Origin of the sequence: Mangrovimonas futianensis (assembly GCF_021245805.1) — a bacterium.
Classification (GTDB): Bacteria; Bacteroidota; Bacteroidia; order Flavobacteriales; family Flavobacteriaceae; genus Mangrovimonas; species Mangrovimonas futianensis.
The window spans coordinates 83,600-107,292 of sequence record NZ_JAJJNF010000006.1 but is presented as its reverse complement, the minus strand read 5'-3'; the positions used below and the strand labels follow the sequence as shown (position 1 = coordinate 107,292).

28 protein-coding genes are annotated in these 23,693 nt (G+C 35.8%); 9 read left to right on the top strand and 19 right to left on the bottom strand.

Annotated features, from left to right (window positions below):
- Positions 1–99 precede the first annotated feature (99 nt).
- Positions 100–522 carry a DUF2141 domain-containing protein gene (locus tag LOK78_RS11330; protein WP_053971697.1) on the top strand — a complete coding sequence of 141 codons (423 nt, stop codon included), beginning with the start codon at positions 100–102 and terminating at the stop codon, positions 520–522.
- Between the two features lie 52 nt (positions 523–574).
- Here LOK78_RS11330 and LOK78_RS11325 read toward each other — a convergent pair whose 3' ends face one another.
- Positions 575–1,054, bottom strand: coding sequence for a Dps family protein (locus tag LOK78_RS11325; protein WP_232634975.1), 480 nt, complete (start codon positions 1,052–1,054; stop codon positions 575–577).
- Positions 1,055–1,168: 114 nt separating this feature from the next.
- On the opposite strand from LOK78_RS11325, the gene LOK78_RS11320 reads away from it, so the two are divergent.
- Positions 1,169–2,110 (top strand): LysR substrate-binding domain-containing protein, encoded by a 942-nt coding sequence (locus LOK78_RS11320; protein ID WP_166960330.1) that lies wholly within the window; start codon positions 1,169–1,171, stop codon positions 2,108–2,110.
- 55 nt (positions 2,111–2,165) lie between these two features.
- On the opposite strand, the gene LOK78_RS11315 is transcribed toward LOK78_RS11320, so the two are convergent.
- The 3 genes from LOK78_RS11315 to LOK78_RS11305 form a co-directional block, all read right to left on the bottom strand.
- A complete protein-coding gene (locus tag LOK78_RS11315; protein WP_053971694.1) occupies positions 2,166–2,363 on the bottom strand; it encodes a hypothetical protein in 198 nt (65 codons plus the stop codon).
- A gap of 134 nt (positions 2,364–2,497) precedes the next feature.
- The gene (locus LOK78_RS11310) at positions 2,498–3,298 is read right to left on the bottom strand and encodes a TIGR00266 family protein (RefSeq protein WP_053971693.1); all 801 of its coding nucleotides are present in this window, start codon (positions 3,296–3,298) and stop codon (positions 2,498–2,500) included.
- Positions 3,299–3,363: 65 nt separating this feature from the next.
- A complete protein-coding gene (locus tag LOK78_RS11305; RefSeq protein WP_232634974.1) occupies positions 3,364–3,819 on the bottom strand; it encodes a DUF4442 domain-containing protein in 456 nt (151 codons plus the stop codon).
- Between the two features lie 144 nt (positions 3,820–3,963).
- On the opposite strand from LOK78_RS11305, the gene LOK78_RS11300 reads away from it, so the two are divergent.
- The 5 genes from LOK78_RS11300 to LOK78_RS11280 all read left to right on the top strand — a co-directional run bounded on the left by LOK78_RS11300 (position 3,964) and on the right by LOK78_RS11280 (position 8,305).
- A complete protein-coding gene (locus LOK78_RS11300; RefSeq protein WP_232634973.1) occupies positions 3,964–4,410 on the top strand; it encodes a DUF4870 domain-containing protein in 447 nt (148 codons plus the stop codon).
- Between the two features lie 52 nt (positions 4,411–4,462).
- Positions 4,463–4,807, top strand: coding sequence for a PadR family transcriptional regulator (locus LOK78_RS11295; RefSeq protein ID WP_053971690.1), 345 nt, complete (start codon positions 4,463–4,465; stop codon positions 4,805–4,807).
- Entirely contained in the window at positions 4,800–6,572 is a 1,773-nt protein-coding gene (locus tag LOK78_RS11290) for a PspC domain-containing protein (RefSeq protein ID WP_232634972.1), read from the top strand. Before LOK78_RS11295 ends, LOK78_RS11290 begins: the two co-directional genes overlap by 8 nt.
- 100 nt (positions 6,573–6,672) lie before the next feature.
- Complete coding sequence (locus tag LOK78_RS11285) at positions 6,673–7,389, top strand: head GIN domain-containing protein (RefSeq protein WP_232634971.1); 717 nt, start codon at positions 6,673–6,675, stop codon at positions 7,387–7,389.
- 85 nt (positions 7,390–7,474) lie between these two features.
- Complete coding sequence (locus LOK78_RS11280; RefSeq protein WP_232634970.1) at positions 7,475–8,305, top strand: GIN domain-containing protein; 831 nt, start codon at positions 7,475–7,477, stop codon at positions 8,303–8,305.
- On the opposite strand, the gene LOK78_RS11275 is transcribed toward LOK78_RS11280, so the two are convergent.
- The 5 genes from LOK78_RS11275 to trxB form a co-directional block, all read right to left on the bottom strand.
- Positions 8,300–8,884: a YceI family protein gene (locus LOK78_RS11275; RefSeq protein ID WP_232634969.1), complete on the bottom strand. Its 585-nt coding sequence runs from the start codon at positions 8,882–8,884 to the stop codon at positions 8,300–8,302. The genes LOK78_RS11280 and LOK78_RS11275 overlap by 6 nt on opposite strands.
- A 29-nt stretch (positions 8,885–8,913) precedes the next feature.
- Positions 8,914–10,212: a hypothetical protein gene (locus LOK78_RS11270; protein ID WP_232634968.1), complete on the bottom strand. Its 1,299-nt coding sequence runs from the start codon at positions 10,210–10,212 to the stop codon at positions 8,914–8,916.
- Positions 10,213–10,237: 25 nt separating this feature from the next.
- Entirely contained in the window at positions 10,238–10,804 is a 567-nt protein-coding gene (locus tag LOK78_RS11265; RefSeq protein ID WP_166960314.1) for a YceI family protein, read from the bottom strand.
- Between the two features lie 173 nt (positions 10,805–10,977).
- A complete protein-coding gene (locus tag LOK78_RS11260; protein WP_232634967.1) occupies positions 10,978–13,143 on the bottom strand; it encodes a prolyl oligopeptidase family serine peptidase in 2,166 nt (721 codons plus the stop codon).
- Positions 13,144–13,272: 129 nt separating this feature from the next.
- A complete protein-coding gene (trxB, locus tag LOK78_RS11255) occupies positions 13,273–14,253 on the bottom strand; it encodes a thioredoxin-disulfide reductase (RefSeq protein WP_232394933.1) in 981 nt (326 codons plus the stop codon).
- Positions 14,254–14,441: 188 nt separating this feature from the next.
- Here trxB and LOK78_RS11250 point away from each other — a divergent pair, with 188 nt between their 5' ends.
- A complete protein-coding gene (locus LOK78_RS11250; RefSeq protein ID WP_232634966.1) occupies positions 14,442–14,846 on the top strand; it encodes an arsenate reductase family protein in 405 nt (134 codons plus the stop codon).
- A 98-nt stretch (positions 14,847–14,944) separates the two neighbouring features.
- Here the strand turns inward: LOK78_RS11250 and LOK78_RS11245 are convergent, their stop codons facing one another.
- From LOK78_RS11245 to LOK78_RS11230, 4 genes are read right to left on the bottom strand one after another with little or no spacing between them, the layout of a single operon-like run.
- Positions 14,945–15,379 (bottom strand): hemerythrin domain-containing protein, encoded by a 435-nt coding sequence (locus LOK78_RS11245; RefSeq protein ID WP_232634965.1) that lies wholly within the window; start codon positions 15,377–15,379, stop codon positions 14,945–14,947.
- Between the two features lie 48 nt (positions 15,380–15,427).
- Positions 15,428–15,640 (bottom strand): DUF6327 family protein, encoded by a 213-nt coding sequence (locus LOK78_RS11240; protein ID WP_053971678.1) that lies wholly within the window; start codon positions 15,638–15,640, stop codon positions 15,428–15,430.
- Between the two features lie 4 nt (positions 15,641–15,644).
- The gene (locus tag LOK78_RS11235) at positions 15,645–15,995 is read right to left on the bottom strand and encodes a hypothetical protein (RefSeq protein ID WP_166960306.1); all 351 of its coding nucleotides are present in this window, start codon (positions 15,993–15,995) and stop codon (positions 15,645–15,647) included.
- The gene (locus LOK78_RS11230; protein ID WP_166960303.1) at positions 15,995–16,330 is read right to left on the bottom strand and encodes a YtxH domain-containing protein; all 336 of its coding nucleotides are present in this window, start codon (positions 16,328–16,330) and stop codon (positions 15,995–15,997) included. Before LOK78_RS11230 ends, LOK78_RS11235 begins: the two co-directional genes overlap by 1 nt.
- A 243-nt stretch (positions 16,331–16,573) precedes the next feature.
- On the opposite strand from LOK78_RS11230, the gene LOK78_RS11225 reads away from it, so the two are divergent.
- Complete coding sequence (locus LOK78_RS11225) at positions 16,574–17,941, top strand: NAD-dependent succinate-semialdehyde dehydrogenase (protein ID WP_232634964.1); 1,368 nt, start codon at positions 16,574–16,576, stop codon at positions 17,939–17,941.
- A 28-nt stretch (positions 17,942–17,969) separates the two neighbouring features.
- Here LOK78_RS11225 and LOK78_RS11220 read toward each other — a convergent pair whose 3' ends face one another.
- The 6 genes from LOK78_RS11220 to LOK78_RS11195 form a co-directional block, all read right to left on the bottom strand.
- Positions 17,970–18,833 (bottom strand): SdiA-regulated domain-containing protein, encoded by an 864-nt coding sequence (locus tag LOK78_RS11220; RefSeq protein ID WP_232634963.1) that lies wholly within the window; start codon positions 18,831–18,833, stop codon positions 17,970–17,972.
- A 194-nt stretch (positions 18,834–19,027) separates the two neighbouring features.
- Positions 19,028–21,070, bottom strand: a complete 2,043-nt coding sequence (locus tag LOK78_RS11215) for a TonB-dependent receptor plug domain-containing protein (protein WP_232634962.1) — start codon at positions 21,068–21,070, stop codon at positions 19,028–19,030.
- Entirely contained in the window at positions 21,018–21,863 is an 846-nt protein-coding gene (locus tag LOK78_RS11210; RefSeq protein ID WP_232634961.1) for a hypothetical protein, read from the bottom strand. The genes LOK78_RS11215 and LOK78_RS11210 overlap by 53 nt, the downstream gene beginning before the upstream one ends.
- A 136-nt stretch (positions 21,864–21,999) precedes the next feature.
- The gene (locus LOK78_RS11205) at positions 22,000–22,383 is read right to left on the bottom strand and encodes a hypothetical protein (RefSeq protein ID WP_157492116.1); all 384 of its coding nucleotides are present in this window, start codon (positions 22,381–22,383) and stop codon (positions 22,000–22,002) included.
- Positions 22,384–22,521: 138 nt separating this feature from the next.
- Positions 22,522–22,893, bottom strand: a complete 372-nt coding sequence (locus LOK78_RS11200) for a DUF2200 domain-containing protein (RefSeq protein ID WP_232634960.1) — start codon at positions 22,891–22,893, stop codon at positions 22,522–22,524.
- Positions 22,894–22,935: 42 nt separating this feature from the next.
- On the bottom strand, positions 22,936–23,673 hold the full coding sequence (locus LOK78_RS11195) for a hypothetical protein (RefSeq protein WP_232634959.1): 738 nt from the start codon (positions 23,671–23,673) through the stop codon (positions 22,936–22,938).
- Positions 23,674–23,693: the final 20 nt, after the last annotated feature.

Genomic DNA, 23,693 nt, shown 5'->3' with positions numbered 1-23,693 from the left:
ATTCACTCCCATTTCTCAACAACTCAGCAAACAATTATTTCTAAACCAACATAATTGACCAATCTTTGAAGTGTATTAATCAAGAAACACATTACAATTATGAGAACTCTAGCTATTTTTATCGTTTGTCTTTTGACGCAATTTGTAACACAAGCTCAAGAAGAAAAATCAACTTACACAGTAACCATTCATGTCAACAATTTTTTAAATGAAAAGGGACATGCTTTAATAGGGCTTCACAATCAGGAGACTTTTATGAAAGGAAAGGGCATTGAAGGATACAAGAAAGAAATAACCGATGGAAAGGTGCAGGTCACCTTTGATAATGTGAAGCCGGGAACCTATGCCATCATGGTGTTACATGATGAAAATGACAATAACCGCATGGATTTTGACGGTTCAGGAATGCCCGCTGAGTCTTATGGAATGAGCAACAATCCGATGTTATTTGGACCTCCATCCTTTAATGACGCCAAATTTGAAGTTACCGATCAGGATATCGAAATGACTGTCAGGTTTTAAAAAAAAAAGCGCCCTTACCCTAGGGCGCTTTTTTCAATCTTTCTATTATTCATTATACAGTTTCACCAAGGAAAGCTTTCATCATCCAAACGGTCTTTTCTTGCTCGGTGATAAAATCACTCATCATGGAATTGGTACCTTCATCATCAAACTCATCTGACTTTCCTAAAATATCTCTTTCAATTTTAAGTAATTCTGTTAACGAATCAACAATCAATCTCACTGCTTTTTCATCTTCCGAAATGTTTTTACCTACTGGCACTTTAGCCGAATTCGTATAATCCTCAAAAGTATGTAGCGGCGTTGATCCTAAGGTTAAAATACGCTCTGCAATTTCATCTACTTTTAAATTGGCATCGGTATATAATTCCTCAAATTTTGCGTGAAGATCAAAAAATCGTTTTCCTTTAATATTCCAGTGAATACCTCTTAAATTTTGGTAATACACTTGAAAATTTGCCAAAAGCACATTCAGGTCTTTTGCTAATGCTTTGGTATTTTTTTCATCTAATCCTATACTATTCAATGTCATATCTACGTGTTTTATTATCTTATTTCTACTACAAATTTAATCTATAATTAACAATCTATTCGATAAGTTTTATTGATAGTTTTTATAATTTTATAGCCGCAATCAATATAACTTATGACAATAACTCAATTATATTATGTCTTGGCTGTAGCCGAACATAAAAACTTTACTAAAGCTGCAGAAAAGTGCTTTGTAACCCAGCCAACTTTGAGTATGCAAATTCAAAAATTAGAAGATGAATTAGACGTTTTAATTTTTGACAGAGGTAAAAAACCCATTGAATTAACTGAGGTTGGAAGAAAAATAGTTATTCAAGCCAAAAACATTGTAAATGAATCCTACCGAATTCAAGATATAGTCGACCAACAGAAAGGCTTTATTGGGGGAGAATTTAGATTGGGTATCATCCCAACAGTCATGCCGACCTTATTACCCATGTTTTTGAAAACTTTTATCAAAAAATACCCAAAAATCAATCTTAAGATTGAGGAATTAACAACGGAGGAGATCATCTCTAGAATTACCGAAGGTCATTTAGATGCGGCTATCGCTGCAACTCCTCTAGAGAATGAACATATTAAAGAACGCGTTTTATATTACGAACCATTTGTTGGTTATATTCCAGAGAATCACAAACTCCATTCTCAAGATAAAATCAAAATAGAAGAGTTATCGTTAGATGATATGCTACTTCTAGAAGATGGCCATTGTTTTAGGGAGGGCATCATCAATTTGTGTAAAACGTTTAAAAATCAAGAATCAGATCAATTCCAATTAGAGAGTGGTAGTATTGAAACCTTGATCAAATTATCAAACGAAGGTTTGGGAATGACTTTACTTCCTTACCTACACACCTTTGATCTTAACGAAAATTACAAGAAAAACCTACATTACTTTTACGAACCGAGTCCAGCAAGGGAAGTGAGCTTGATTTATCATAAAAGTGAACTTAAGCTTCAAATTATTGAGGCGCTTCATAAAGTTATTACAGGCATTGTAAGAGGAGCTATTGCCTTCCAAAATGTAAAAATTGTTAGTCCACTTCCTGTGAAATGACAACAAACAACTTCAAAATAAAAAGAGCGACTTTTCAGTCGCTCTTTTTATTTAATTATGGTTTTAAATAAATTAAACATTGATTCAATTCTGGGTTTTGTGTAATCAAGGAATCAATAAAGACTTTTAATTCTTCAATTTCATACGGTAGTAATCTTTGAAGGGCCTTTTGAACTTCCTTGCAAAATAATGAAACATCAAAACTCACTTTTCTAAGTACCGTTTTGGTGTACTCAAACATTGCTCTAGCCATAATTTTAGGGTTTAGTTTTTGGTAGTAGTGTTTATAAGCACTCAGTTATTTAGTTTCATTAAATGTAATAAAAAAACGTTTGAGTGTGAGAAATAATTTAAATTTTTAACAAAAAATATCAACTAAGTTATTAACTAAAACCGATTATCGCCATCTAGTAAATCACCTAAACCTCCTAAAATACTACCTTCTCCTTTATCCTTTCCTCCTCCTTGAGGTGCACTTGCCAAAACTCTTCCGGCCAATCTGCTAAAAGGTAACGATTGGATATAAACGGTTCCTGGTCCCTGTAGTTTGGCAAAAAACAAACCTTCTCCACCAAATATGGAGTTTTTGATACCTCCTACAAACTCTATATCATAATCAACGTCCTGCGTAAACCCAACAATACAACCCGTATCCACCTTTAGAACCTCACCTGCTTGCAAGGTCTTTTTGGCCAAGGTACCTCCAGCATGCACAAAAGCCAGTCCGTCTCCTTCTAATTTTTGCATAATAAATCCTTCTCCTCCAAAGAACCCCCGGCCTAAACGTTTACTAAACTCAATGCCCACGCTCACACCTTTTGCTGCACATAAAAAGGCATCCTTCTGGCAAATAAACTTACCTCTGTATTCCGTTAAATCAATAGGAATTATTTTCCCTGGGTAAGGGGACGCAAAACTGACACATTTTTTACCCACTTGTGTATTATAAAAAGCGGTCATAAATAAGCTTTCCCCTGTTAGTACACGTTTTCCTGCTCCTAAAATAGAACCTAAAAAACCTTTATTCTTTTCAGAACCATCCCCAAAAATGGTCTCCATTTGAATGCCTTCATCCATCATCATCATGCCTCCAGCCTCAGCGACAACGGCCTCTTGAGGATCTAATTCAATTTCTACATATTGCATTTCTTCACCATAAATCCTGTAATCTATTTCGTGTGATGTCATTTTATTTCGTTTTTTATTGATTATACACTATTAGTGAAGAAAATGTTCTATTCGTTACATCATCCTCAACTTTTAACCTTTATAGTCCATTCAAACTGAAAATTAGAAACCTCTACCCCTTCTTCATTAAATCCCGTTGACTGCATCCAAATGGTTTGTCCCTCCCCCGTTTCAATAGCCTTGGCTATGGTCTCATCCAATTGATTCCCATCATGACAACTAAAAGTAATACGTCCAGTTGCCTTTTTGGTGAAGTTACCTTTGTTATTGGCTACAAGCATGGAAATTTTCTTTCCACTTTCTTTAATCTTCATCATCATCAAGGCCCCTGTTGTCAATTCAGCGGCCATTCCTTGAACTGCCCAAAACATAGAATTAAAGGGATTTTGATTAAGCCATTTATGCTTTACTGTAACAACACAACTTGAATCACTAATTTCCTTAACACGTACCCCCGTTAGATAAGCAGAAGGAAGTTTAAACATTAAAAATGTATTGAGTTTACTGGGTGAAATTTTCATATATATTTAAAATAGAACACCAAATTACTGAAAATACTCAAGACTTTAATTGTTAATAATTTGTTAATTTTAAGTACTATGTTTTGCATAATACCTTCTTTTAGATATATATTTGTATAAGAAATTACTATATGAATTGAAATCATGTTAGACAACCACCAAAAAAATATCGCCACTTTAATACATCTATCTACTTTCACCAGGTTCTTTTTCCCTTTGGGAAATTTCATCGCGCCTATTGTTTTATGGGCATTGAATAAGGATAAGTCAGAATTTGTGGATAGCCACGGGAAACAAGCTATCAATTTTCAGATAAGCATTTTATTGTATGCCTTAATATTAGGTAGCATTGCCATACCGTTGTTTGCCTTCAATCTATTTAGCGGATTTGATTTTATCAATTTCAACAATTTTGATCATTTTCATATCAGTATTAGCAAACCGTCCCCTCTTCTTTTCATCACAGGAGGGTTAGGAGTTATCGCTTTTATTGGTTTCATCATAGAACTTATATTAATTATTAGAGCAAGCTTAACGGCTAGAGAAGGGAAGCCATATCACTATCCTTTCACCATCAATTTCATCAAATAATCATCATATCAATCAAAAAATGAACAGTTTCACATTTAAATCGAATTAAAACATGAAGATAGAAAACACAAAAGCTCAAATGCGTAAAGGTGTTTTGGAATACTGCATCTTATCCATCCTCAGGGATGAAGATGCTTATGTAGCAGAAATTCTAGATACCTTAAAAGACGCCAAAATGCTGGTAGTGGAAGGTACCATCTACCCTTTATTGACCCGTCTTAAAAACGCTGGACTTCTTAACTACCGTTGGGAAGAATCTACTTCAGGTCCACCGAGAAAATATTACGGACTTACCGAAACTGGTAAGCTCTTTCTTAAAGAATTAAACACCACATGGAGCGAATTACAAAACGCTGTAAACCTAGTAACAAGCCAAAAAATAAAACGAGATGAATAAGACAGTCAACATAAATTTAGCAGGTATATTTTTTCACATAGATGAAGATGCATACTTAAAATTACAACGCTATCTTGAGGCTATTAAACGTTCATTTACAGACTCTCAAGGTCGAGCAGAAATAATTTCTGATATCGAGGCCCGTATTGCCGAATTGTTTAGCGAGCGTGTAAAACACGACAAACAAGTGATAGGCACCAAGGAAGTTGAAGAAGTCATTGGCATTATGGGACAGCCTGAAGATTATTTGGTAGACGACGAGATTTTTGAGGACGAACCTATGTCTTCCTCTTACAGCAAGTCAACCAGATCATCATCAACCAAAAAGCTATTCCGAGATCGCGACAACTCCTATATTGCTGGGGTATCTTCTGGTTTGGGTCACTACTTGGGTATCGATGCCATTTGGGTACGTTTACTTTGGATCTTGCTTACCATAGGTTCTGGCGGTACGTTTATATTTATTTACATTCTTTTCTGGATTTTGGTCCCTGAGGCCGTAACTACCGCTGAGAAATTGACCATGACCGGAGAGCCTGTGAATATCAGCAACATTGAAAAAAAAATTCGAGACGGGATTGATAATGTCTCCGAAACGGTAAAAAACGTTGATTATGAGAAATACGGGCAACGTGTAAAAAGTGGTTCTAAAAATTTTTTTGACACCATAGGCGATGTCCTTTTATTTCTCTTAAAGCTCTTTGCTAAATTCATAGGGGTCATCTTAATTATCATTGGCGTTTCGCTGCTCTTCGGACTCATAGTAAGCTTATTGTCATTTGGTAGTTCCACCTATTTTCATCCATGGTGGCTTGATTACCCAGATGCACTAAACACCACAGGATTACCATTATGGTTGGGATCGGTTTTATTGTTCTTCCTATTCGGAATTCCATTATTCTTCATCCTTTATTTAGGCTTAAGAATTTTGATTACCAACCTGAAGTCTATAGGTAGGGTTGCCAAATTCACACTGTTAGGTCTTTGGTTATTATCCATAGTAGGATTGGTTGTAATTAGCATCAAAGAAGCATCACACTTTGCACTTGAAAATTCTGTATCGCAAACAGAAAAACTGACCATCAACCCACTAGACACCTTACAAATTAAGATGGTGGCTAGTGATTATGACAAGTATAAATATGGTATGCACAGAAGCAACGGTTTTGAGGTAAAGTACAATACCGAGGATGAAAAAGTAATCTTTTCAAGAAATGTAAGGCTTACCATTAAATCGACACAAGATTCTGTAGCTAACCTTATTATTATGAAAGAAGCTAAAGGAAGTGATTTTATTGAAGCCAGAAACACAGCAGAGAATATTGACTATAATTACAGCTTCAATGGAAAGACCTTGTCATTGAATAACTATTTACATACTGATTTCGAGAACAAGTTTCTAGACCAGAATGTCAACTTGGTATTACAATTACCTGTGGGAACTGTATTTAAGTTAGACCAAAACACAGCTTCATTTTTAGACCACAGAAGCTATGAGGGTGGATTGGTTTCCTTTAGCGACGCCTCACATTTATTAATGGTCATGGAAGACGAAGTCATCTGCATTGATTGTGATGTTGAAGACGAATTTGATGTAAATATCAATATCCAAAAAGAGGAAAACGGATTAATCATCAACAGTCAAGGCATCAAGATCAAAGACAATGGTGATAGTCTCGAAATAAATAGCGATGGTATCAAGGGATCTTCTGATGATGTGAAAATGGATATTACAGAAGATGGCATCCACATTACCAACGAATAACAATTAAGCCATCAAATTTAACAACTGAAGGAACTATAATTTTAAGAATCAATTAATCATCACATATTTACAATCTAAAATCAATCAAAAATCTATTATCATGGGAACAATTGCCAAATTAATCGTAACAGCCATTTTATCACTACTGTTAAACTCTTGTATGTTTGATATGGGGGTTCGTGGAAATGGAAACGTTGCTACGGAAAACCGACCGGTTTCTGAGTCCTTTAATGCTATTGAAGTAAGTCGAGGTCTAGATGTGTTCATCACCCAGGGCTCCTCAGAAAGTGTTACTGTAGAAGCAGATGAAAACCTTTTAAACATCATAGAAACTTCAATAAATAATGGTGTTTTAAAAGTAACTGCCAGTCAAAATATTTCTCATGCAGCATCCAGAAAGATCTTTGTAACAGCTAAAACCATCCAGTCTATTTCAGCGTCTAGTGGAAGCGATGTGACTGCCACCAACCAGATACAGACAGACCATTTGGAATTAGGAACCTCTAGCGGAAGCGATCTAAATCTTAAGGTTCAGGCCAATTCCATCTCCGCCAGATCTTCAAGTGGTAGTGAACTGGATCTTGAAGGAAGCGTCAATAACTTTTCGGCTACGGCCAGTAGTGGAAGTAGCATTGATGCTGAAAAACTAATTGCAATAAATTCGCAGGTTAAAGCTAGTAGCGGCTCAGGCATTACTGTGAATACGCAGAAAAAATTAACTGCAAAGGCCAGTAGTGGTGCTGATGTGAAATATATTGGGAATCCAGAAATTTTAGATAAAACCGATGGAGTTTCTGGTTCTGTAAGACAAGAATAAATATCATCTGACCACCAAAAAATGCCATCCTGTTGTGTTTAAAACATATCAGGATGGTTTTCTATATTTGCACCAAACCATTTATATGAAGAACATTTTACTTACCTGTTTGATTGGTTTCTCTATCATTCAGTCTGCTCTATGTCAAGAAAAAATAAAAGGTAACAAACAAGTTACTACCGTAGAAACAAAAGTTGACCCCTTCCACAAATTGGTGGTTGGCGATGATTTTGAAGTTATCCTAAAAAAATCTTTTGACACGTCGGTTGAAATAGAAGCTGATGAAAACCTTCACGATATCATTCATATTACAGTTTCAGAAGGTGCCTTGGTAATAGAAACTACAAAACGAATTGTTTCAAGCAAACGATTAAACATCACGGTTAACTATAACAGTGACCTAAATTATATTATTGGGAAAGGAGATTCTGAAATAGCAGCGATAAGCACGATGGTTACTGATAACCTTAAAATAGAAGCCAGAGATAATGCTGAAATTTCCTTGAATGTAGAAACAAGCTATTTTCAGTTGAATGGGCATGGTAAAGGTGACATGAAATTTAATATAAAAAGCGACTCTACAAACTTGGACCTTAATGAAAACAGTAAAATAGAAGCATTAATAAATAGCCAATCCCTAAAACTGGATCTTTTTGATAACGCCTATGCAACTTTAGAAGGAAATTTGCAAAAACTGGACTTGAAATGTTCTGGAAATTCAGATTTAAGAGGAAATAATTTAACTACAAATACAGCTAAAGTTTTTATTCAGGATAATGGCGAAATTTCCATTCATGTCAATAATTCCTTTGAATTAGAATCTATAGGTAATGGAGATGTGGATCTTTATGGAGCGCCTCAAATTACCATTCACAAATTTGATGGTACCTCACAATTAAAGAAAAAGGAACTATAATTTTTGAAAGAAGAGATTGAAATCGATATCAATATCATTACAAACTTTAATCATACCCATCGCCTTTTTAGGGGCTTCGAGCTCGTAGTCTGTGATATTGATTCTTAAATTACCTTTAACTCCTAACTTAACGCTATCAGAAATATTAACAGGTACTTTATAGCGCTTGGTTCGATTACAAATAGTGACATCCATTGTGGTGTAAACCACATGATGTTCAATATTTTCTTTGGTAATTTCTATAAGCTTTAGGGAAATATCAGGAAAGACATCAGTTTGCATCAACTTATTGAAGTCCTTGTTGATCATTTTACTACCGCAGTCAAAAGCTGTACTCTTTAGAATTAAATCGGTGTTTGTAAAAACAAGCTTATCGTTTTCCTGTCTAAAATTTACTTTTTGTTTGGTTTCCACTCGGCTCATATCATAAGCACAAGTGAACTTGTTAACATTAGTGGAGCCTATAATTTTTAATTCACTCCTTTCGGATATCAGGTATGTTGCTTCATTAAATCCCTTATCATCTACTAGAGATTTAAAACATAACACACTGACCAGAATTAAAATTATAGGCTTCACTTGATAAATTTAACCAAATTTTCTGGAAATTAGAAACTAATTACAGCTTCTACTACTACTCCATTAAATTGACCATCATATAAAATACTAGTATTGTCGTATCCATCATATTTTTGATTCACATACTCAACTTTTGCTAAAATGTTTTTGGTCATAAACCAACCGGCACTAAGCTGTGTTCTGTTGATATCTGGTTCAGTTCCATCAGCTAATTCCCCTTTAACAGTGTTGTAACGTCCACCTACATAGAAGTTTTCAGTGCTTCCAAATCTGTAGATAAGTTCTCCAGCAAATTGAGTTGTTTTACGGTCATCAACTTCAGATGAAGCTCTACCACTAACAAATTCTGCAGTTCCGAAGAATTCCAAACCTCCGAATTTCACAAATGGATTGAACATAATAGCTGTTATACTGTTTCTGAAACCTGGATCATAACGTCCTGATCTGAATGGGCTAGAAGCAGATGCTTCCTCATTTTCCATAACAAAATAGTATCTAGAACCAGCACGGTCTGCAGTATATAAGTAGTTAGAAGGCACGTAACCTGTGTTATACAAAGATCCTGTTAAACGCACTCTTAGGTCATCACTAAGTTGACTGTCGTAACCTAATTTTGCCAAAAATGAAGCTCCACCAGTTTTTCCATTAGATCCTGTTGTTACAGATTGGTTTAACTTACCATTAGAGAAACCTACCATACCGATAAAACCATTTCTTTGATAGTAAACCTCAGCACCTACTTCTGTAGTAAACGAATCCATAATTAAGTTTCCAACAAATGGGTTGAACATGGCTTGTGCATTGTCAGTTCTTCTAAAGTGGGCATCACCATAGTTATTCTCCATGTGACCTACTTTAATAGTGGTGTATTTCATTAGTTCACCTAAAGTACCTTCACTAATAAAGTCTAGGTTATCAATTTGAAAATATCCACCTTTTACGTAAGGTTCTGGGTGGTGACGAGAAGACAAATAAGTTCTTAAGTGCATTCTTACACCTTTTGCCAAAGCTACATCTAAATCTAGGTTGGCAGTAGCTAGGTTAAAGTTATACCCTATTTCTTTTAATGGAAGAACTGTTCCGTCATCAATTAAGTTTTGAGGCACACCATTTTCGTGATCAATAGCTTGGAATTGAAGAGTAGATGATCCACCTATTCTAACCCTTACTCCATCAAATGTGGAGACAGTATCTTTAGGCGCTTCAAATACATTGATACCTCTTTGATCTGGATCTCTATAATTATCCAAATGTCTTTTCTGTGCTTGTACGGCGCTAAAAGAAAGCACCAATAGAAATAAAACCGATAGTTTTTTAAAATTTTTCATTTCTAGTTTCGTTTTTGTTAAGTATTTATTTAAAAGTTGTATTAAATTTGATGGTAACCTTGTCTCCAGTTTTAATGGTTCCCATTAAAGCTTTAGGCGGGTCGATACCAAAATCCGTCATTTTTATGGATTCACTACCTGTTAAGTTAACGCCACTTGGAAGCTTAGTTAAAAGCATTTCAAAGTTGACCTTCTTAGATGCCCCCGCAATCGTTAATGTTCCTGCCACATTCAATTTAAAGGTGGAGTCATCTACCTTTTCCAGTTTGTTGACTTTAGAAAATTTAAAAGTTACGTTTTTGTACTTTTTAGTGTTCAAAGCTTTATAGGTATTGCTATCCATACCGCTTTTTCCACTTTTTAAACTTTCTGAAACAACTGACATGTTAAGGTTAGAAATTTGACCAGCAGCCAAATCACTAAACTCAATAGTTCCTGAATAATCTTCGGCTTCAATATCCCAATCATGTAGACTGGATGTTCCGGAAATAATGATCGATGATCCTGTTTTTTGGATCTTAAAGCTTTGCCCGATTGAAGAAATTGGACACAGCAACAAAGCCACAATGGCTAATTGGATAAAATGTCTCATATCTGATTAATTGTTTGATACAAATGTAATACGGAATGCAATTCAAAAACATGACATAAATCATACTATGTGTAACTTTTATCACACAACCTTTACTAAACCGTTATAGTTCTAAAACTTCTTTTAAAAAATAAAAAACCTAGACTAAACAATCTAGGTTTTGGGTTATATTTTTAGTCTTTAATAGGCTCTTTCATCTTAAATTTCGGGTGTCCCGATTGCCAATAAAAAAATGAAAATACATTCGAAAAATTATTTAATGCCTTCGTTAAGGCGACACCGCCTCCATGTCCGCCTTCAAAATCTGTCAAGAAAAGAACCGGTGAGTCACCTACATTATCATGTTGTAACTTGGCCGCAAATTTTGCTGGCTGCCAGGCTATAACTCGAGGGTCATTAATCCCAGCAGTAATAAGGGTTGCTGGATAGTCTGTTCCCGGCTTGAGATTTAAATAAGAATCCATTTCCAATAAACCCTTGAACTCTTCTGGATCTTGAACCGTTCCAAACTCTGGAGTATTTACAGGTCCGTTAGGTGTTTCTTCCATTCTTACCGTATTCATAGCTCCGACCATGGGTGCGGCAGCCACAAAAAGATCTGGACGTTCCGTTATAGAGCGTCCCACCAAGATCCCTCCTGCACTACCTCCAAAAATGGCTAATTTGTCAGAAGATGTGTATCCTTCTTTAATAACATATTCTGCTGCCGCTATGGCATCCTTCCACGTATTAGGCTTATTCAACTTTTGACCCGCTTTATGCCAGGAATCTCCTAACTCTCCGCCGCCTCTTACATGAGGAACTATCAAAACCCCATCATAAAGAGTATAAGCCAATGTAATAGGGCTAAAAAACGGACTCGTTGAATTTCCATAAGAGCCATAACTATAGATAACCCCAGGATTGGAGCCATCCAATTTGATATTCTTATTATAAATAATAGATACAGGAACCATAACCCCGTCATGAGAAGCAACCATCACTTCTTTAGCTATTAAGTCTTTAAGTTCTGGGTATTCCGCTGGAGTAGAAAGCGGTTGATATTCAAATACATCGTCCTTAGGATCATAAAGATATCTCTTGTCCGGAGAAGTCCATCCTGAGATGGAAATCCAAATATCACTAAATTCTGAGCCCTTATTCGATAAAGAAGCATCACCCGCCGTAAAAGGTAGTTTTAATTGTTTAGGAGTAGATGAATTGTATGCTAAAAAATAAACCTGAGCCTCTACCCCATTTTTCATGGTAGTATAGTACAAGCCATCTTTTGTTAATTTCATCCCTGTAATAATTTCGTTCTTAGACTCGGGAACTACAGTTGTTGCTTTAGATACATCCAAATCTTGAAGAGATACTTTTTTAATCTGATAATTGGGGCTGTCCAAATACGTCATGAAATAAAGATGCTTATCATTGACTTCATAATCAACAATCAGGTCTGACCTTTGAGATAAGGACTTCCACACTTTTGAATTACCAGATGGCGGTTGAAAATAAGCTCTTGTATTTTTATCTACGGATCCTATAATCAAAACATTCAGTCCTGCGTTTTTGTCATAAACTACCATAGGAATCTCCATCCCATTGACACCTAAAGTCTCATATTCTTTTTTAGAAAAGTATATGGTATCCGCTTCTTGTTCGGTTCCCAATTGATGCACATAGACATTCGTAAACATTTTTCGGTTCATGTCAGTCACATCGGCAGAATGGAATTTGTTGTAGTAGAAAGCATCTCCTGTAGGCAGCCAAGAAATCCCACGTCCCAATTCTATGGTTTCTTTAAATTTCTCTCCTTCACTAGTAAAAATAAGGACTTCTGGATTTTCAGATCCATTTGCTGCCAATGTTACCGCAACTTTATCTCCTTGATCATTGAGGGTAATCCCATTAATGGTGTATGTCTTTCCTGAATCTTTTTTGTATTTGTTAGGGTCAAAAAAGAGCGTTTCCTTGCCCTCATAACCATCACGTTTATACATTTTAAAAATCTCTTCTCCAGGAACGCGCTTTAAATAAAAGTAAGTATTATTATCTGTAATCCTTAAACTGCCTATGGCCGCAGATGTTCTGTTCATCAATTCCATCATCTTGTCCAGCATTTCTTGTTTGCCAGAAATATTATCTAAAACAGAATTGGCATATTGGGCATTACCCTTCATCCAATTGATAACCGCAGGGTCATCTAAGTTTTCCAGATACTGGTATGGATCTTCAATGGTAACACCATGGTAGGTATTCTTTACAATGTTTTGGGGAAGGACTTCTGGTTGAGCCAATTTTTGAGACCAAACCATGGTGCTTGCAAAAAGACACCAAGCATATAATACTCGTTTCATGTGAGAGGTTTTAGAGTGTTTCTAATATGCTATTAATAGACCACTACAGGGAATCTCCTTCTAATATACAAAAAAAACCGAAGCATATGCTTCGGTTTCAATAACTTACAAAGTATCTGGTTTGTATTTCTAGTTGTAGGTTGAAGTACTTACTTCAAATGTAGCATCTTTTGAAGCTAAATATCTTTCTGCATCCAAAGCTGCCATACAGCCTGTTCCAGCAGCCGTAATGGCCTGTCTGTATACATGGTCTGCTGCATCACCACTTACAAACACACCCTCAATATTGGTACGCGAAGAACCTGGCTTATTAATAATGTAACCGGTTTCATCCAATTCCAAAAAGCCTTTAAAGATATCAGTATTAGGCTTATGACCAATGGCTACGAAAAATCCAGTTGCAGGAATTTCAATAACTTCTCCCGTTTCTTTGTTTCTTGCTTTTACTGCCGTTACTAATTGACCATCACCAATCACTTCCTCAGTTTCGGTATTCATCAATATTTCAATATTAGGTGTATTTCTAACTCTGGCTTCCATGATTTTAGAGGCTCTAAATTCATCTCGTCTAACCAACATGGTTACCTTCTTACAAAGGTTTGATAAATAATGTGCTTCTTCACAAGCAGAATCTCCAGCTCCAACAATAACCACTTCTTGATTTCTATAAAAGAAACCATCACAAACGGCACATGCAGAAACACCACCACCTAACTTTAAATATTTTTGTTCAGATTCCAATCCCAAATATTTGGCAGAAGCACCTGTAGAAATAATAACGGTATCACAGTAGATTTCCTTCTCATCGTTAACCCAAACTTTATGAACCTCGCCAGAAAAATCCACCTTGGTAATCCATCCATTTCTTACATCGGTTCCAAAACGCTCTGCTTGTTTTTGTAATTCCATCATCATTTCAGGACCAGTAATTCCATCAGGATAACCAGGAAAATTTTCTACTTCATTTGTGGTTGTCAATTGACCACCAGGTTGGGCTCCTTGATACAAAATAGGATTCATATTGGCTCTTGATGCATATATTGCCGCCGTATAACCCGCAGGACCTGAACCAATAATTAAACATTTCACTCTTTCTATTGAATCTGACATAATCTCTTATCGTTAATTACACTAAACAAAAGTAGGTTTTTTGATGAAAACCTTACTTATAAGTTATTAACAGTTCTAATAGAACTATTTGATTTTCTTATTAAAGAGGAATTAAAATTACTTTAACAGAAACTTCCAAGATAATAGCTTAATTTTAAGGGTAATGTCTAACAACAAAAATGATGTCTGTGATTTCTACCAACAAAAGCACCAATAAACTATTCTTCAATTCGCAATCCAGTTTAGGGAAGCAAGTACTTGGCTACCTACAAGCTTCAGACCATGAATTATTGCCGATTGATATACTTCAAACAAAGGTTACAGGAACCCAATGGAAGGAATTGGCCGATGGTTTACATAAATCCATAGGTGAATTAGTTGACAAGCAACATCCCACATTTACTGAAAACTATGATGAAGATTTAGATTTGGATGAAAATGATTGGATCAAGATCTTGAATAAACACCCTGAAGTATTAGCTTACCCAATCTTAATTTTTGGAGAGAAATATTTACAGATTAAAAATCCTTCTGATATCTTGGAACAATTAAGTTTCGACAGCAAAGCCATAGACGAAAAAAAATACCTTTAAATTGGAATTTAAATGGTTCCAATCTTAAAGGCAATGACTAACACAATTCACATAGAAACTGTTTTCACTGAAATGGATAAAGTATAAGGTTGTTATAACTACCTATTTTCCTCCATATAATCCATATACTCCTTGGCTAAAGCGGTTTTCTGGTTTTCTGAAAGAACCTTACCGGAAAGTTGAAAGAATTTATGCTCTTCGTCTTCCAAATGATGCTCTACTTTATGCTTTAAATCCTTTGCTATTTTTAACCATGCCGAAGAATCATATTCAGTTTCTTCAAGTTCCTCAATAAGTTCATCTATTTCATGATGTTCGGCTATACCATGTCTGGCTTTTTCCTGCATGACATCCACATCTATTAAAGGCTTGTAATAATGCCTTTCTTCAGCATTAGCATGCACCTGGAGTTCTTTTTTTATTTTTTTGAAGAGTTCATCCTTTTTTTTGCTATCTCCGGAAGTATCAACCAATTTATCGAGTAAATCTCTTTGAATGTCGTGATCTTTTCGGATGGCTTCAAATATGTTCATAGGTAATATAGATTTTGAATTTTAATAATATTAGCAAGCAAAAAGGATTTACTTGCTTTTTGTCAAGAATTTTTTCATCAGCATAAAAAGTCCAAACTTGCTAAACGCACTAAATACGGTTTGAACCCAATTGGCCGGTGTCAAATCGTCCTGTAAATCGTTACGGACACCCTTCAGTTCTTCCTGTATGATTTGGCGCTCTAACTTAAGACGTTTTAAATCATATTCTATGTCTTCAAAAGATTGGTAATTTTTATTCATAATGTTAATTGAAGAATTTTTCAGACATTTTGGTGATAACCACTGAATTGATTTTTTGCCTGAATTGATAGGCTATCAAGCCCAAAATGAAGAATAAAAAAGCCACTACAAGACAACCTAAGGCTAAACTGCCTAAAAGTTTTCCAATGGACCAAGCTGCTGCCGCAGCTAGAAATAGAGAGCCTACAAAACATAGGCTCCCCACTATAAACATTTTCACAACCATACTAATTGATATAGTAAGTTGTTGAAAAACTTTAAGTTTAATGTAGTCCTGAGTATTCTTTATATATTTCTCCCCAAGGTCAGTTGCTTTGGAAGAATTTTCACTAATCGACTCAAAAACGTTACTCATTAAACGACTGGTTTTTGATATTTTTTATTCTTAGCTTTTAAATCTGCAAGTTTTCTTTCCAAAGTTGTAATTACATCTTCTGCCTTATGACTGGCATCAGAAACAATATGTTCAACTTGCTCATCCAAAGTTTGCTTTTTTGTAGAAACACCACTTACAACAGCATCTTTTAAATGCATTGCATTTTCCGTAAGACGCTCTTTGGCTATATTGGCTTCATCTGCAATTTTCTTTCTTGTTTTTTCACCTTTATCCGGTGCAAATAAAATACCAAGAGTGGCTCCAATTGCTGTTCCAGCCAAAAGACCTAATATCGTGCTGCTATCTTTTCCCATAATTTTCGTTCGTTTTAAATTAGACAATAAGTTTTACGATTCTAAGTTAAGAAATTACCTACTCAATGTCGTTAAATAATTTATAAAATTTCACACTTAACCCTTTATAAAATAAGTATTTAAACCCCATTCAAAGTACATTTTAATACTATTTAACTTTTCTCCTTTTCAAACGTTAATATTAAGTCAAAGCATTCTTCATTTTAGAAGATTAATCCTAACTTACTATTAAAATTCAATCCCATGGAAACATCCACAATCACCACTATAAATCCTTACTCAGGTAAAACTTTACAATCCTATAACCTACATACCAAACAAGACATAGAACATATATTAGCACAGGCCGATAGTACCTTTAAGGTTTGGAAAGAAACTGATATATCCAAGCGAACCAAACTGCTAAAGAAGTTTGCTAAGCTTTTAAGAAAAAATAAGGATTCCTACGGGTTGCTTATGACCCAAGAAGTAGGCAAACCCATTTCCCAAAGCAAAGCCGAAGTAGAAAAATGCGCGTGGTTATGTGACTTCTATGCCAAAAATGCCGATCAGTTTTTAGCCGATGCCTTGATTGAAACAGAAGCCAAGGAGAGTTTTATCAGTTATGACCCCATGGGAACCATCCTAGCCATTATGCCTTGGAACTTCCCCTTTTGGCAAGTTATGAGATTTGCCGTACCAACTCTTACAGCGGGTAACACAGCTATCCTAAAACATGCCTCCAATGTTTCGGGTTGCGCTTTATTAATTCAAAACCTTTTTGAAGATGCTGGATACCCCGAAGGATGTTTCCAAACCGTATTGGCAAAACATGATGCCATCGAACAGTTAATTTCTGATGACCGCATTAAAGCCATATCCTTAACGGGAAGTGAAGGAGCAGGCAGGAAAATTGCCGAAATTGCTGGTAAAAACTTAAAAAAATTGGTTCTAGAACTTGGTGGGAATAACGCTTGTATCGTTTTAAATGATGCCAATTTGGACGCCTATTTAGACACTATGGTAAATGCCAGAATGCAAAACTCAGGACAAAGTTGCATAGCCGCCAAACGATTTATAGTTGAGGAAAAAATATATGATGAATTCCTAGCCCGTTTCTTAGAAAAAGTTTCAAACCTGAAATCTGGCGACCCAGAAAAAGAGAAAACAGAAGTTGGGGTGCTTGCCAGGGAGGACTTGGCTGAAGAACTCTTTAAACAAGTAGAAAAGTCTGTAGATAAAGGGGCCGTGGTTGCCTATGGTAACCATCGAGATAAAGCCTATTATCAACCTACAGTGATTACTGATGTCACTGAGGACATGCCCGTTTTTACTGAAGAAACTTTTGGCCCGGTAGCAGCCATTATGAAGGTTAAAGACAAGGACGAAGCCTATAAACTGGCCTCCAACACAAGATTTGGATTAGGAACTATGGTATTTACTGAAGATATTGATGATGCCTATGAAAGAATTGGCAGCATAGAAGATGGCTCTTTCTTCATTAACGAAATGGTTAAATCAGACCCAAGATTGCCATTTGGCGGTACAAAAGCTTCTGGTTATGGCCGGGAACTCTCGATAGAAGGCATTATGGAATTTGTAAATAAAAAAGCTGTTTACATTAATAAATAATGCTCAAAAAAAATAAATCAAAACAATCTTACTTATCCAATCGAAGCTGTATAATATTCGCGGAATGATTTACAGCTTCATTGGAAATATATAATTCACCATAATTATCAAAGGTGATACCTTCAGGTTGCTCAAAATCATCATTATCCAATTTGTAGATAGATTTAAAATCACCCTGCGAATTTAAAATCAAGACTTTCGGATCAACACCTTCTAAAAGATAATAATCTCCTGACTTAGGGTCGATGGCCATATCAGATGGTCGAAACGTTTTATAGGCGTCCTTATGTCTATAATCTTTAAAACCATCATCCTTAAAATCAATAGAAACAACGGGTTTTGACAAGAACTTTTTACTTTTCAAATCAAAGGCATAAATCCCTTTTGTCTTTTTAAAATTGGGGTCTTCATCTTTAGCAATCATCAGTAATCTATGATGCTTTTTATCATAAGTAAGGGATTCCATATCATTTTCTTCATCAAAGAATGAATCATAGACTTTTAACTCCCTATCCTCATCCATATAATTTGATATCTCGATCAACTTTCCGTCACTTCTCATCACATAAGCCACATCATCCACAATGGCCAAAGCCTCATAATCACCTCCTTTATCAAATGGTATTTCTTCACTTATCTTTTTAGCTTTCAAATCATAGATAAAAATAACACCATCCTCATCTTGGATGGTTGCCATTTTTTGATCCCCTAACCAAAAAATACCAGATATCTCCTCCAGAACTCCTGGTACATCCCATGTTTTAATAGTGGTGTAATGATATTTTTCTTTGGGCTCAATCTGACTGTAAAAATTTGGTTCGGCTATCAAGGAAATAAATAGCCCTGAAATAATAAGGCCTCCAACTAATATAAGAATCTTTGCTATCTTCATATAAAATCACCTTAAGGGTGTGATTCTAACAAATTTAGGATTATTCACGCTTATAAAAGAAGACTGTATTTTAAAATAATCTTAAAATACAGTCTTTATCATTAGCTTTTCATGAAACAATAGGTCACATGAAAGGTTTAAACCTGGAACCAAAATTCTATCAAAAGAAGAACACTCGCTCTAATTTCTAAATATCAATTCATAACCACAGACAAATTAATATAGAAGTTTCTTCCTTCCCGAGGAATGTTATTCCAATCGGCATAGGTTGAATAATAGGTATCTAAAACGTTTTCAATACCATATTTGAATACCAGTTTATTAGAATGGAAAGGGACAACATGTCCCAAATTCATATTCAGGATGCCATAGGCTGGAGTTTCATCTTCCCCATAATTGTAACCATACCTGCTTTGGTTACCATTTCCTTGCAACTGCAAAGCCACGTTGAAATAAGGAGCTGTATAAGATACTTCAGCTAAATAAGAAAAGGGCTTAATTAAAGGCAGATTCCCTCCATGACTGCCTTTTCCATAATTATACCCCAGAGCACTATGTACTAAAAATCGTTTAAAGAAATGGAAATTGGCATGAAGATATACATCAAAAATAGTTGCATAATCCAAAGCCGTATACAGCTTGACACCATTAGCTCCTATGGTCATAACGCTCAAGCTAGGGTCTATCTCACCTATCACATAATCCATAATATGGAAATAGGAAGCCTCCAACCCAATCTGAAAGTGATCCAAACGGTAATTGGTTTTGAACTGAGCCTCGAGGGATTTTTCATTCGCCAAGTTTGGATTCCCTATATAATCAAATCGATCAAAACTATTGAACAAGTAAAACCCATATCCCTCACTAACCGATGGCGCTCTTTCGCCGTAACCCAAACCAAAAATGGCTTCAAAGTCCTTCTTAACAAAATGGTAATTAGAAGAAAAAGCAAATAGCATCCTATTTTTATCAACTCCCATATTGGGATAAAAGATTTTCAAACTTTCTAATCCTTCGTCATTAGCAACTCGGTTGTTTTGATATCCCAGCCTCATAGATGCCGACAAAATTTTTGAAGGAGTAAAACGGTAACGATCTTCCACATACAATCCCGTGTACCATGTTCTTACATCGGGCCAGGTATACATAAACATACTAGGTTGAGAAGAATCATTGGGGTACATGGTCATTTCTGCCAAGGACCGGTTATAATACCCATTTAGATTCAAGCTTAAATCGTGATGAAATCGCTCAGCTTGAAGTTTACTATAAAAACCATATGTATCGCTCCAACCTGGCATATCCATCCTAATAGGTACATCTACACGTTGGGAATCATCCATTATATGGGTAACGGTGTTTGCATAGAGTTTGGTTTCCCATTGCTTGACTAAAGTGGAATCACTTTGGTAGTTATGGCCAATTGAACCAATCAGAGCTTCTGCCAAAGAAACATCCATGGGTAGCGCAGGATATCCAACATCTGTGGCTTTATCATAGATAAAATGAGCTTCTAATGCATGATGTGCATTAAACAGATACCCCATTTGACCCGATACATTGTATTTCTCAAATTGAGAATAAAGCACTTCTTCTTGGCCACCGGCCTCATAATTATCTGCGTGCCTGTAAATACCATCTAAATTCAAATAAAACGAGGTATTGGTATAAGCTAAGTCCATCCCCGTAGTTTTATAGTTTCCGTTGGTTTCATAACCCAAATCCAGACTCGATTTAAACTTTTTAGGGCCGTATTTCGCTTCTGGAAATTTCAAATCGATAGCGCCTCCAATATTATGTCCATGTTCTGTACCCTCCTGTCCAGAGGAAATGGTCACCTGTTCAATATTGGACACATCCACATAGGAGGTGATGGGATCCATTTTATCGGTACAGGCTCCAAAAACATACATGCCATCAATGGTAACATTGAGACGCTCGCTTGTCATGTTATTCAAACTTGGCTCCCAAGCATATCGACCTCGTTTGATCATGCCCACTCGTTGGGCCTTTTCCAAATAATCATCAATACTTGACAAGGGTTTATCTTGCTTGTAATGATTTAATTTATGCGGAGCTAGAACAATAACTTCCTGTAAATTAAGCGTATCAGGTGATACCCTTGGCTCAACTTCTTGTGACCAAGAATAAAAACCAAAAAACATGAAAAGAACGGTGGTAAACCTAGAATTCCAACTCAAAATACAAACTGCTTTGTGTGTTGTCTTCGGTAACATCTTCTCCTTTTAAAACATCTCCTAATTCATTCAACAATTTCAGATTAAGCACCCAATAACCGGTCATGGTTAGTGACAAGTTCCCTCGGTACAACTCATCCTCAACTTGATATGTCAAATCGGTATTATTGGGCGAACTGTGATTTCCCATTCCTGGCATTCTAGGATCTAAAGTCAACAAATAATTTTCAACTACCGGAAATGACATCATGGTCTCCATTTTGTAGACACCAACAACCATCTCATTAATTCCAATGATTGGCGCTTCTGGTTCTATTAGAGCTACAACATAGCGAGAATCATCACTACCCATAAAACTACTGACGTTTTGTAAATTGCTTTGAAAAACCATAAGTTCAGAACTAACGGAATAAGAGACATCATCGATAGTATAATCTATGGTAAGCGACCATCCAGATCCATCGCTATTGGTCATTTGATAAATCATAAAACCTTGATATAGGGCATTCATATTTGCCACTTGCACTGGATCAGATTTAGGACAGGAGTGATTCATAGTTGGCATTTGCATGACTGGTAACCAAGTGATCTCCGCGTTTTCTACATACGTGTTATTGGATAGATTCTTGATTCTAACACTTACCACATTATATCCTGTCGAAAGCGTTCCCGATTTACTATAAAGTTCAACGACATGTGAGTCATTGGAAAGTTCTTGAATCTTGGTTAGTCCCTCAAGTTCGTTGGTTGGAAAAAATTCAGTATCATCTTCTGAGCAGGCCACAGAAAATAACACCAATAAAATAATTGGGTATATAAATTGTAATTTCATTTTAATTCAAATTTATGGTAGGTTAAGTGCTTGCTCAGGTCCTTAGCCCAAACAGCCCTTAACTTAAATTGATAATACACGAAATCACCACAACTTTTTTAAGCAAGTGTGATTCCTTTCTATTTGTAAATATGAATTAACCGAAATTGGGAGGTGGTGTCTCTATAGAAATAAAACTCTCATATAAAAAAGGGATTTTATATACAGAAGCATGTTTTGTGCTTAAACATAAACATTGTTGGGGCTCAACCACATGAATTTCTGAGATAAAAAAAGCATCCAAACTTAACCTTTTTAGTTCTGGAAGCGGTGTTTGTTTCTCTGCTCCAGTTTCATTTTGGGCCAGCTGTTTTTTTAGATGACATTTCCCATTACACCCTTGCTGGTTATCCTTTTGAACACATAAAGTTTTGGAAATAAGTTCTTGGTTGGCCAAAAAATTGACCACAATCACTACCGTATTGAGGTTATTAAAAAGTAAGATACCCACCAAGATTAAAGCGGTGAGTTGATGTGTCAAAATTTTCACGGTGCAAAAATAAAACTTACCTCAACGGCAATCAAAAAATTATCAACTTTTTTAAGTTAAATTTTGAGATCTAGGGCTATAAAACTTGTGAAAGTTGAAGCAATCTTGAATGGACTTATTTTAGAGAAACTATTTCTTTTCTTCTCTTAAAATTTTTTCCATGGCTCGACCTTTTGCCAATTCATCAACCAACTTATCCAAGTATCTTACATTTCGATACAAATCAAATTCAATATCTTCAATGCGATACCCACAAATGACTCCCTTAATAAGATGCGCATTAGGATGTAAAGTCGCTTTTTGAAAAAAGGTTTCAAAAGTGGCCTTCTCCTGTATCAGGTCTTGCAATTGACCCTCATCAAATCCAGTCAGCCAAGAGATTACTTGGTGAAGTTCTTCTTTGGTCCTCCCCTTTTTTTCAACTTTTCTCACATAATGGGGATAAATGGATGCGAAGGTCATCTGGGCAACCTTATCATTTTTTTCAGCCGTAACTTTCATGTTGATGTTTCTATTTTAATGGCTAAATTTAATCTTTTAAATTTACTCATTGACAACCTTAACACAAAAGACCACATCAAACCGGTCGAGTTCAATGAGTGAAATCCACTCTCCATTCTTATCTTTCCAATCGTAATACTCAGGTAAATCGTTTGGTAATTCTCCTGTTAATTCCTTTACAAATTTACAAGCTGTTAAAAAAGCTCCCAAATCAGATTGGTGACTTCCATCATCCTCATATAATTCAATATTAGGACGAAGCGTTTTAGCCTTCTCCCAAACATCTCCAACGTATACAATCCCTGCATCATTTTCTTTAGCAGCCTGAGTATAGACCTTTCTTATAGTGTCATGGTACTGCGGTACTTTTTCCTTGGTCCAAGTGGCATAAAAATAAGGTTCAGCACCATATTCTTTGATATACTTTGAAAACTTCCCTGCATAAAGCAATAGGCTATCAGGTCTTGCTATCGCTCCCATACTGTGATCCTGAAGCACTACGATATCGTAACCCCCACTTTTTATTTTATCTAGGGTTTGAAGGTTTCTTTCTCCTTTATAATGCTGAAACAACCACGCACCTCCTGCCACACTCTTTGAAGTAATTAATTTTGTATTGGTATGATCAGAAATTAAAGACACTAGGTGCGGAATATTCGATTTATAAGTATAACTATTACCTACAAAGTGTACTCTAAGCGTATCTTTTTTTTGCTGAGCAAAACCCACAAAATTTATACAAACGAAAAATAGAAATAGTCGTTTTTTCAATCGTTTCATAATTCATTAAATTTTAGCTT

Excerpts from the sequence above, each read along its gene's own strand:
- LOK78_RS11200 (WP_232634960.1), bottom strand. The coding sequence starts at position 22,893 with ATGAAAGTTACGGCTGAAAAAAATGATAAGGTTGCCCAGATGACCTTC.
- LOK78_RS11310 (WP_053971693.1), bottom strand. The coding sequence starts at position 3,298 with ATGACATCACACGAAATAGATTACAGGATTTATGGTGAAGAAATGCAA.
- LOK78_RS11210 (WP_232634961.1), bottom strand. The coding sequence starts at position 21,863 with ATGAAATTACAATTTATATACCCAATTATTTTATTGGTGTTATTTTCT.
- trxB (WP_232394933.1), bottom strand. The coding sequence starts at position 14,253 with ATGTCAGATTCAATAGAAAGAGTGAAATGTTTAATTATTGGTTCAGGT.
- LOK78_RS11295 (WP_053971690.1), top strand. The coding sequence starts at position 4,463 with ATGAAGATAGAAAACACAAAAGCTCAAATGCGTAAAGGTGTTTTGGAA.
- LOK78_RS11220 (WP_232634963.1), bottom strand. The coding sequence starts at position 18,833 with ATGAAGATAGCAAAGATTCTTATATTAGTTGGAGGCCTTATTATTTCA.
- LOK78_RS11305 (WP_232634974.1), bottom strand. The coding sequence starts at position 3,819 with ATGAAAATTTCACCCAGTAAACTCAATACATTTTTAATGTTTAAACTT.
- LOK78_RS11245 (WP_232634965.1), bottom strand. The coding sequence starts at position 15,379 with ATGAACATATTTGAAGCCATCCGAAAAGATCACGACATTCAAAGAGAT.
- LOK78_RS11325 (WP_232634975.1), bottom strand. The coding sequence starts at position 1,054 with ATGACATTGAATAGTATAGGATTAGATGAAAAAAATACCAAAGCATTA.
- LOK78_RS11330 (WP_053971697.1), top strand. The coding sequence starts at position 100 with ATGAGAACTCTAGCTATTTTTATCGTTTGTCTTTTGACGCAATTTGTA.
- LOK78_RS11270 (WP_232634968.1), bottom strand. The coding sequence starts at position 10,212 with ATGAAAAATTTTAAAAAACTATCGGTTTTATTTCTATTGGTGCTTTCT.
- LOK78_RS11235 (WP_166960306.1), bottom strand. The coding sequence starts at position 15,995 with ATGAGTAACGTTTTTGAGTCGATTAGTGAAAATTCTTCCAAAGCAACT.
- LOK78_RS11265 (WP_166960314.1), bottom strand. The coding sequence starts at position 10,804 with ATGAGACATTTTATCCAATTAGCCATTGTGGCTTTGTTGCTGTGTCCA.
- LOK78_RS11215 (WP_232634962.1), bottom strand. The coding sequence starts at position 21,070 with ATGTTACCGAAGACAACACACAAAGCAGTTTGTATTTTGAGTTGGAAT.
- LOK78_RS11280 (WP_232634970.1), top strand. The coding sequence starts at position 7,475 with ATGAAGAACATTTTACTTACCTGTTTGATTGGTTTCTCTATCATTCAG.
- LOK78_RS11300 (WP_232634973.1), top strand. The coding sequence starts at position 3,964 with ATGTTAGACAACCACCAAAAAAATATCGCCACTTTAATACATCTATCT.
- LOK78_RS11320 (WP_166960330.1), top strand. The coding sequence starts at position 1,169 with ATGACAATAACTCAATTATATTATGTCTTGGCTGTAGCCGAACATAAA.
- LOK78_RS11315 (WP_053971694.1), bottom strand. The coding sequence starts at position 2,363 with ATGGCTAGAGCAATGTTTGAGTACACCAAAACGGTACTTAGAAAAGTG.
- LOK78_RS11225 (WP_232634964.1), top strand. The coding sequence starts at position 16,574 with ATGGAAACATCCACAATCACCACTATAAATCCTTACTCAGGTAAAACT.
- LOK78_RS11240 (WP_053971678.1), bottom strand. The coding sequence starts at position 15,640 with ATGAATAAAAATTACCAATCTTTTGAAGACATAGAATATGATTTAAAA.
- LOK78_RS11290 (WP_232634972.1), top strand. The coding sequence starts at position 4,800 with ATGAATAAGACAGTCAACATAAATTTAGCAGGTATATTTTTTCACATA.
- LOK78_RS11260 (WP_232634967.1), bottom strand. The coding sequence starts at position 13,143 with ATGAAACGAGTATTATATGCTTGGTGTCTTTTTGCAAGCACCATGGTT.
- LOK78_RS11285 (WP_232634971.1), top strand. The coding sequence starts at position 6,673 with ATGGGAACAATTGCCAAATTAATCGTAACAGCCATTTTATCACTACTG.
- LOK78_RS11195 (WP_232634959.1), bottom strand. The coding sequence starts at position 23,673 with ATGAAACGATTGAAAAAACGACTATTTCTATTTTTCGTTTGTATAAAT.
- LOK78_RS11230 (WP_166960303.1), bottom strand. The coding sequence starts at position 16,330 with ATGGGAAAAGATAGCAGCACGATATTAGGTCTTTTGGCTGGAACAGCA.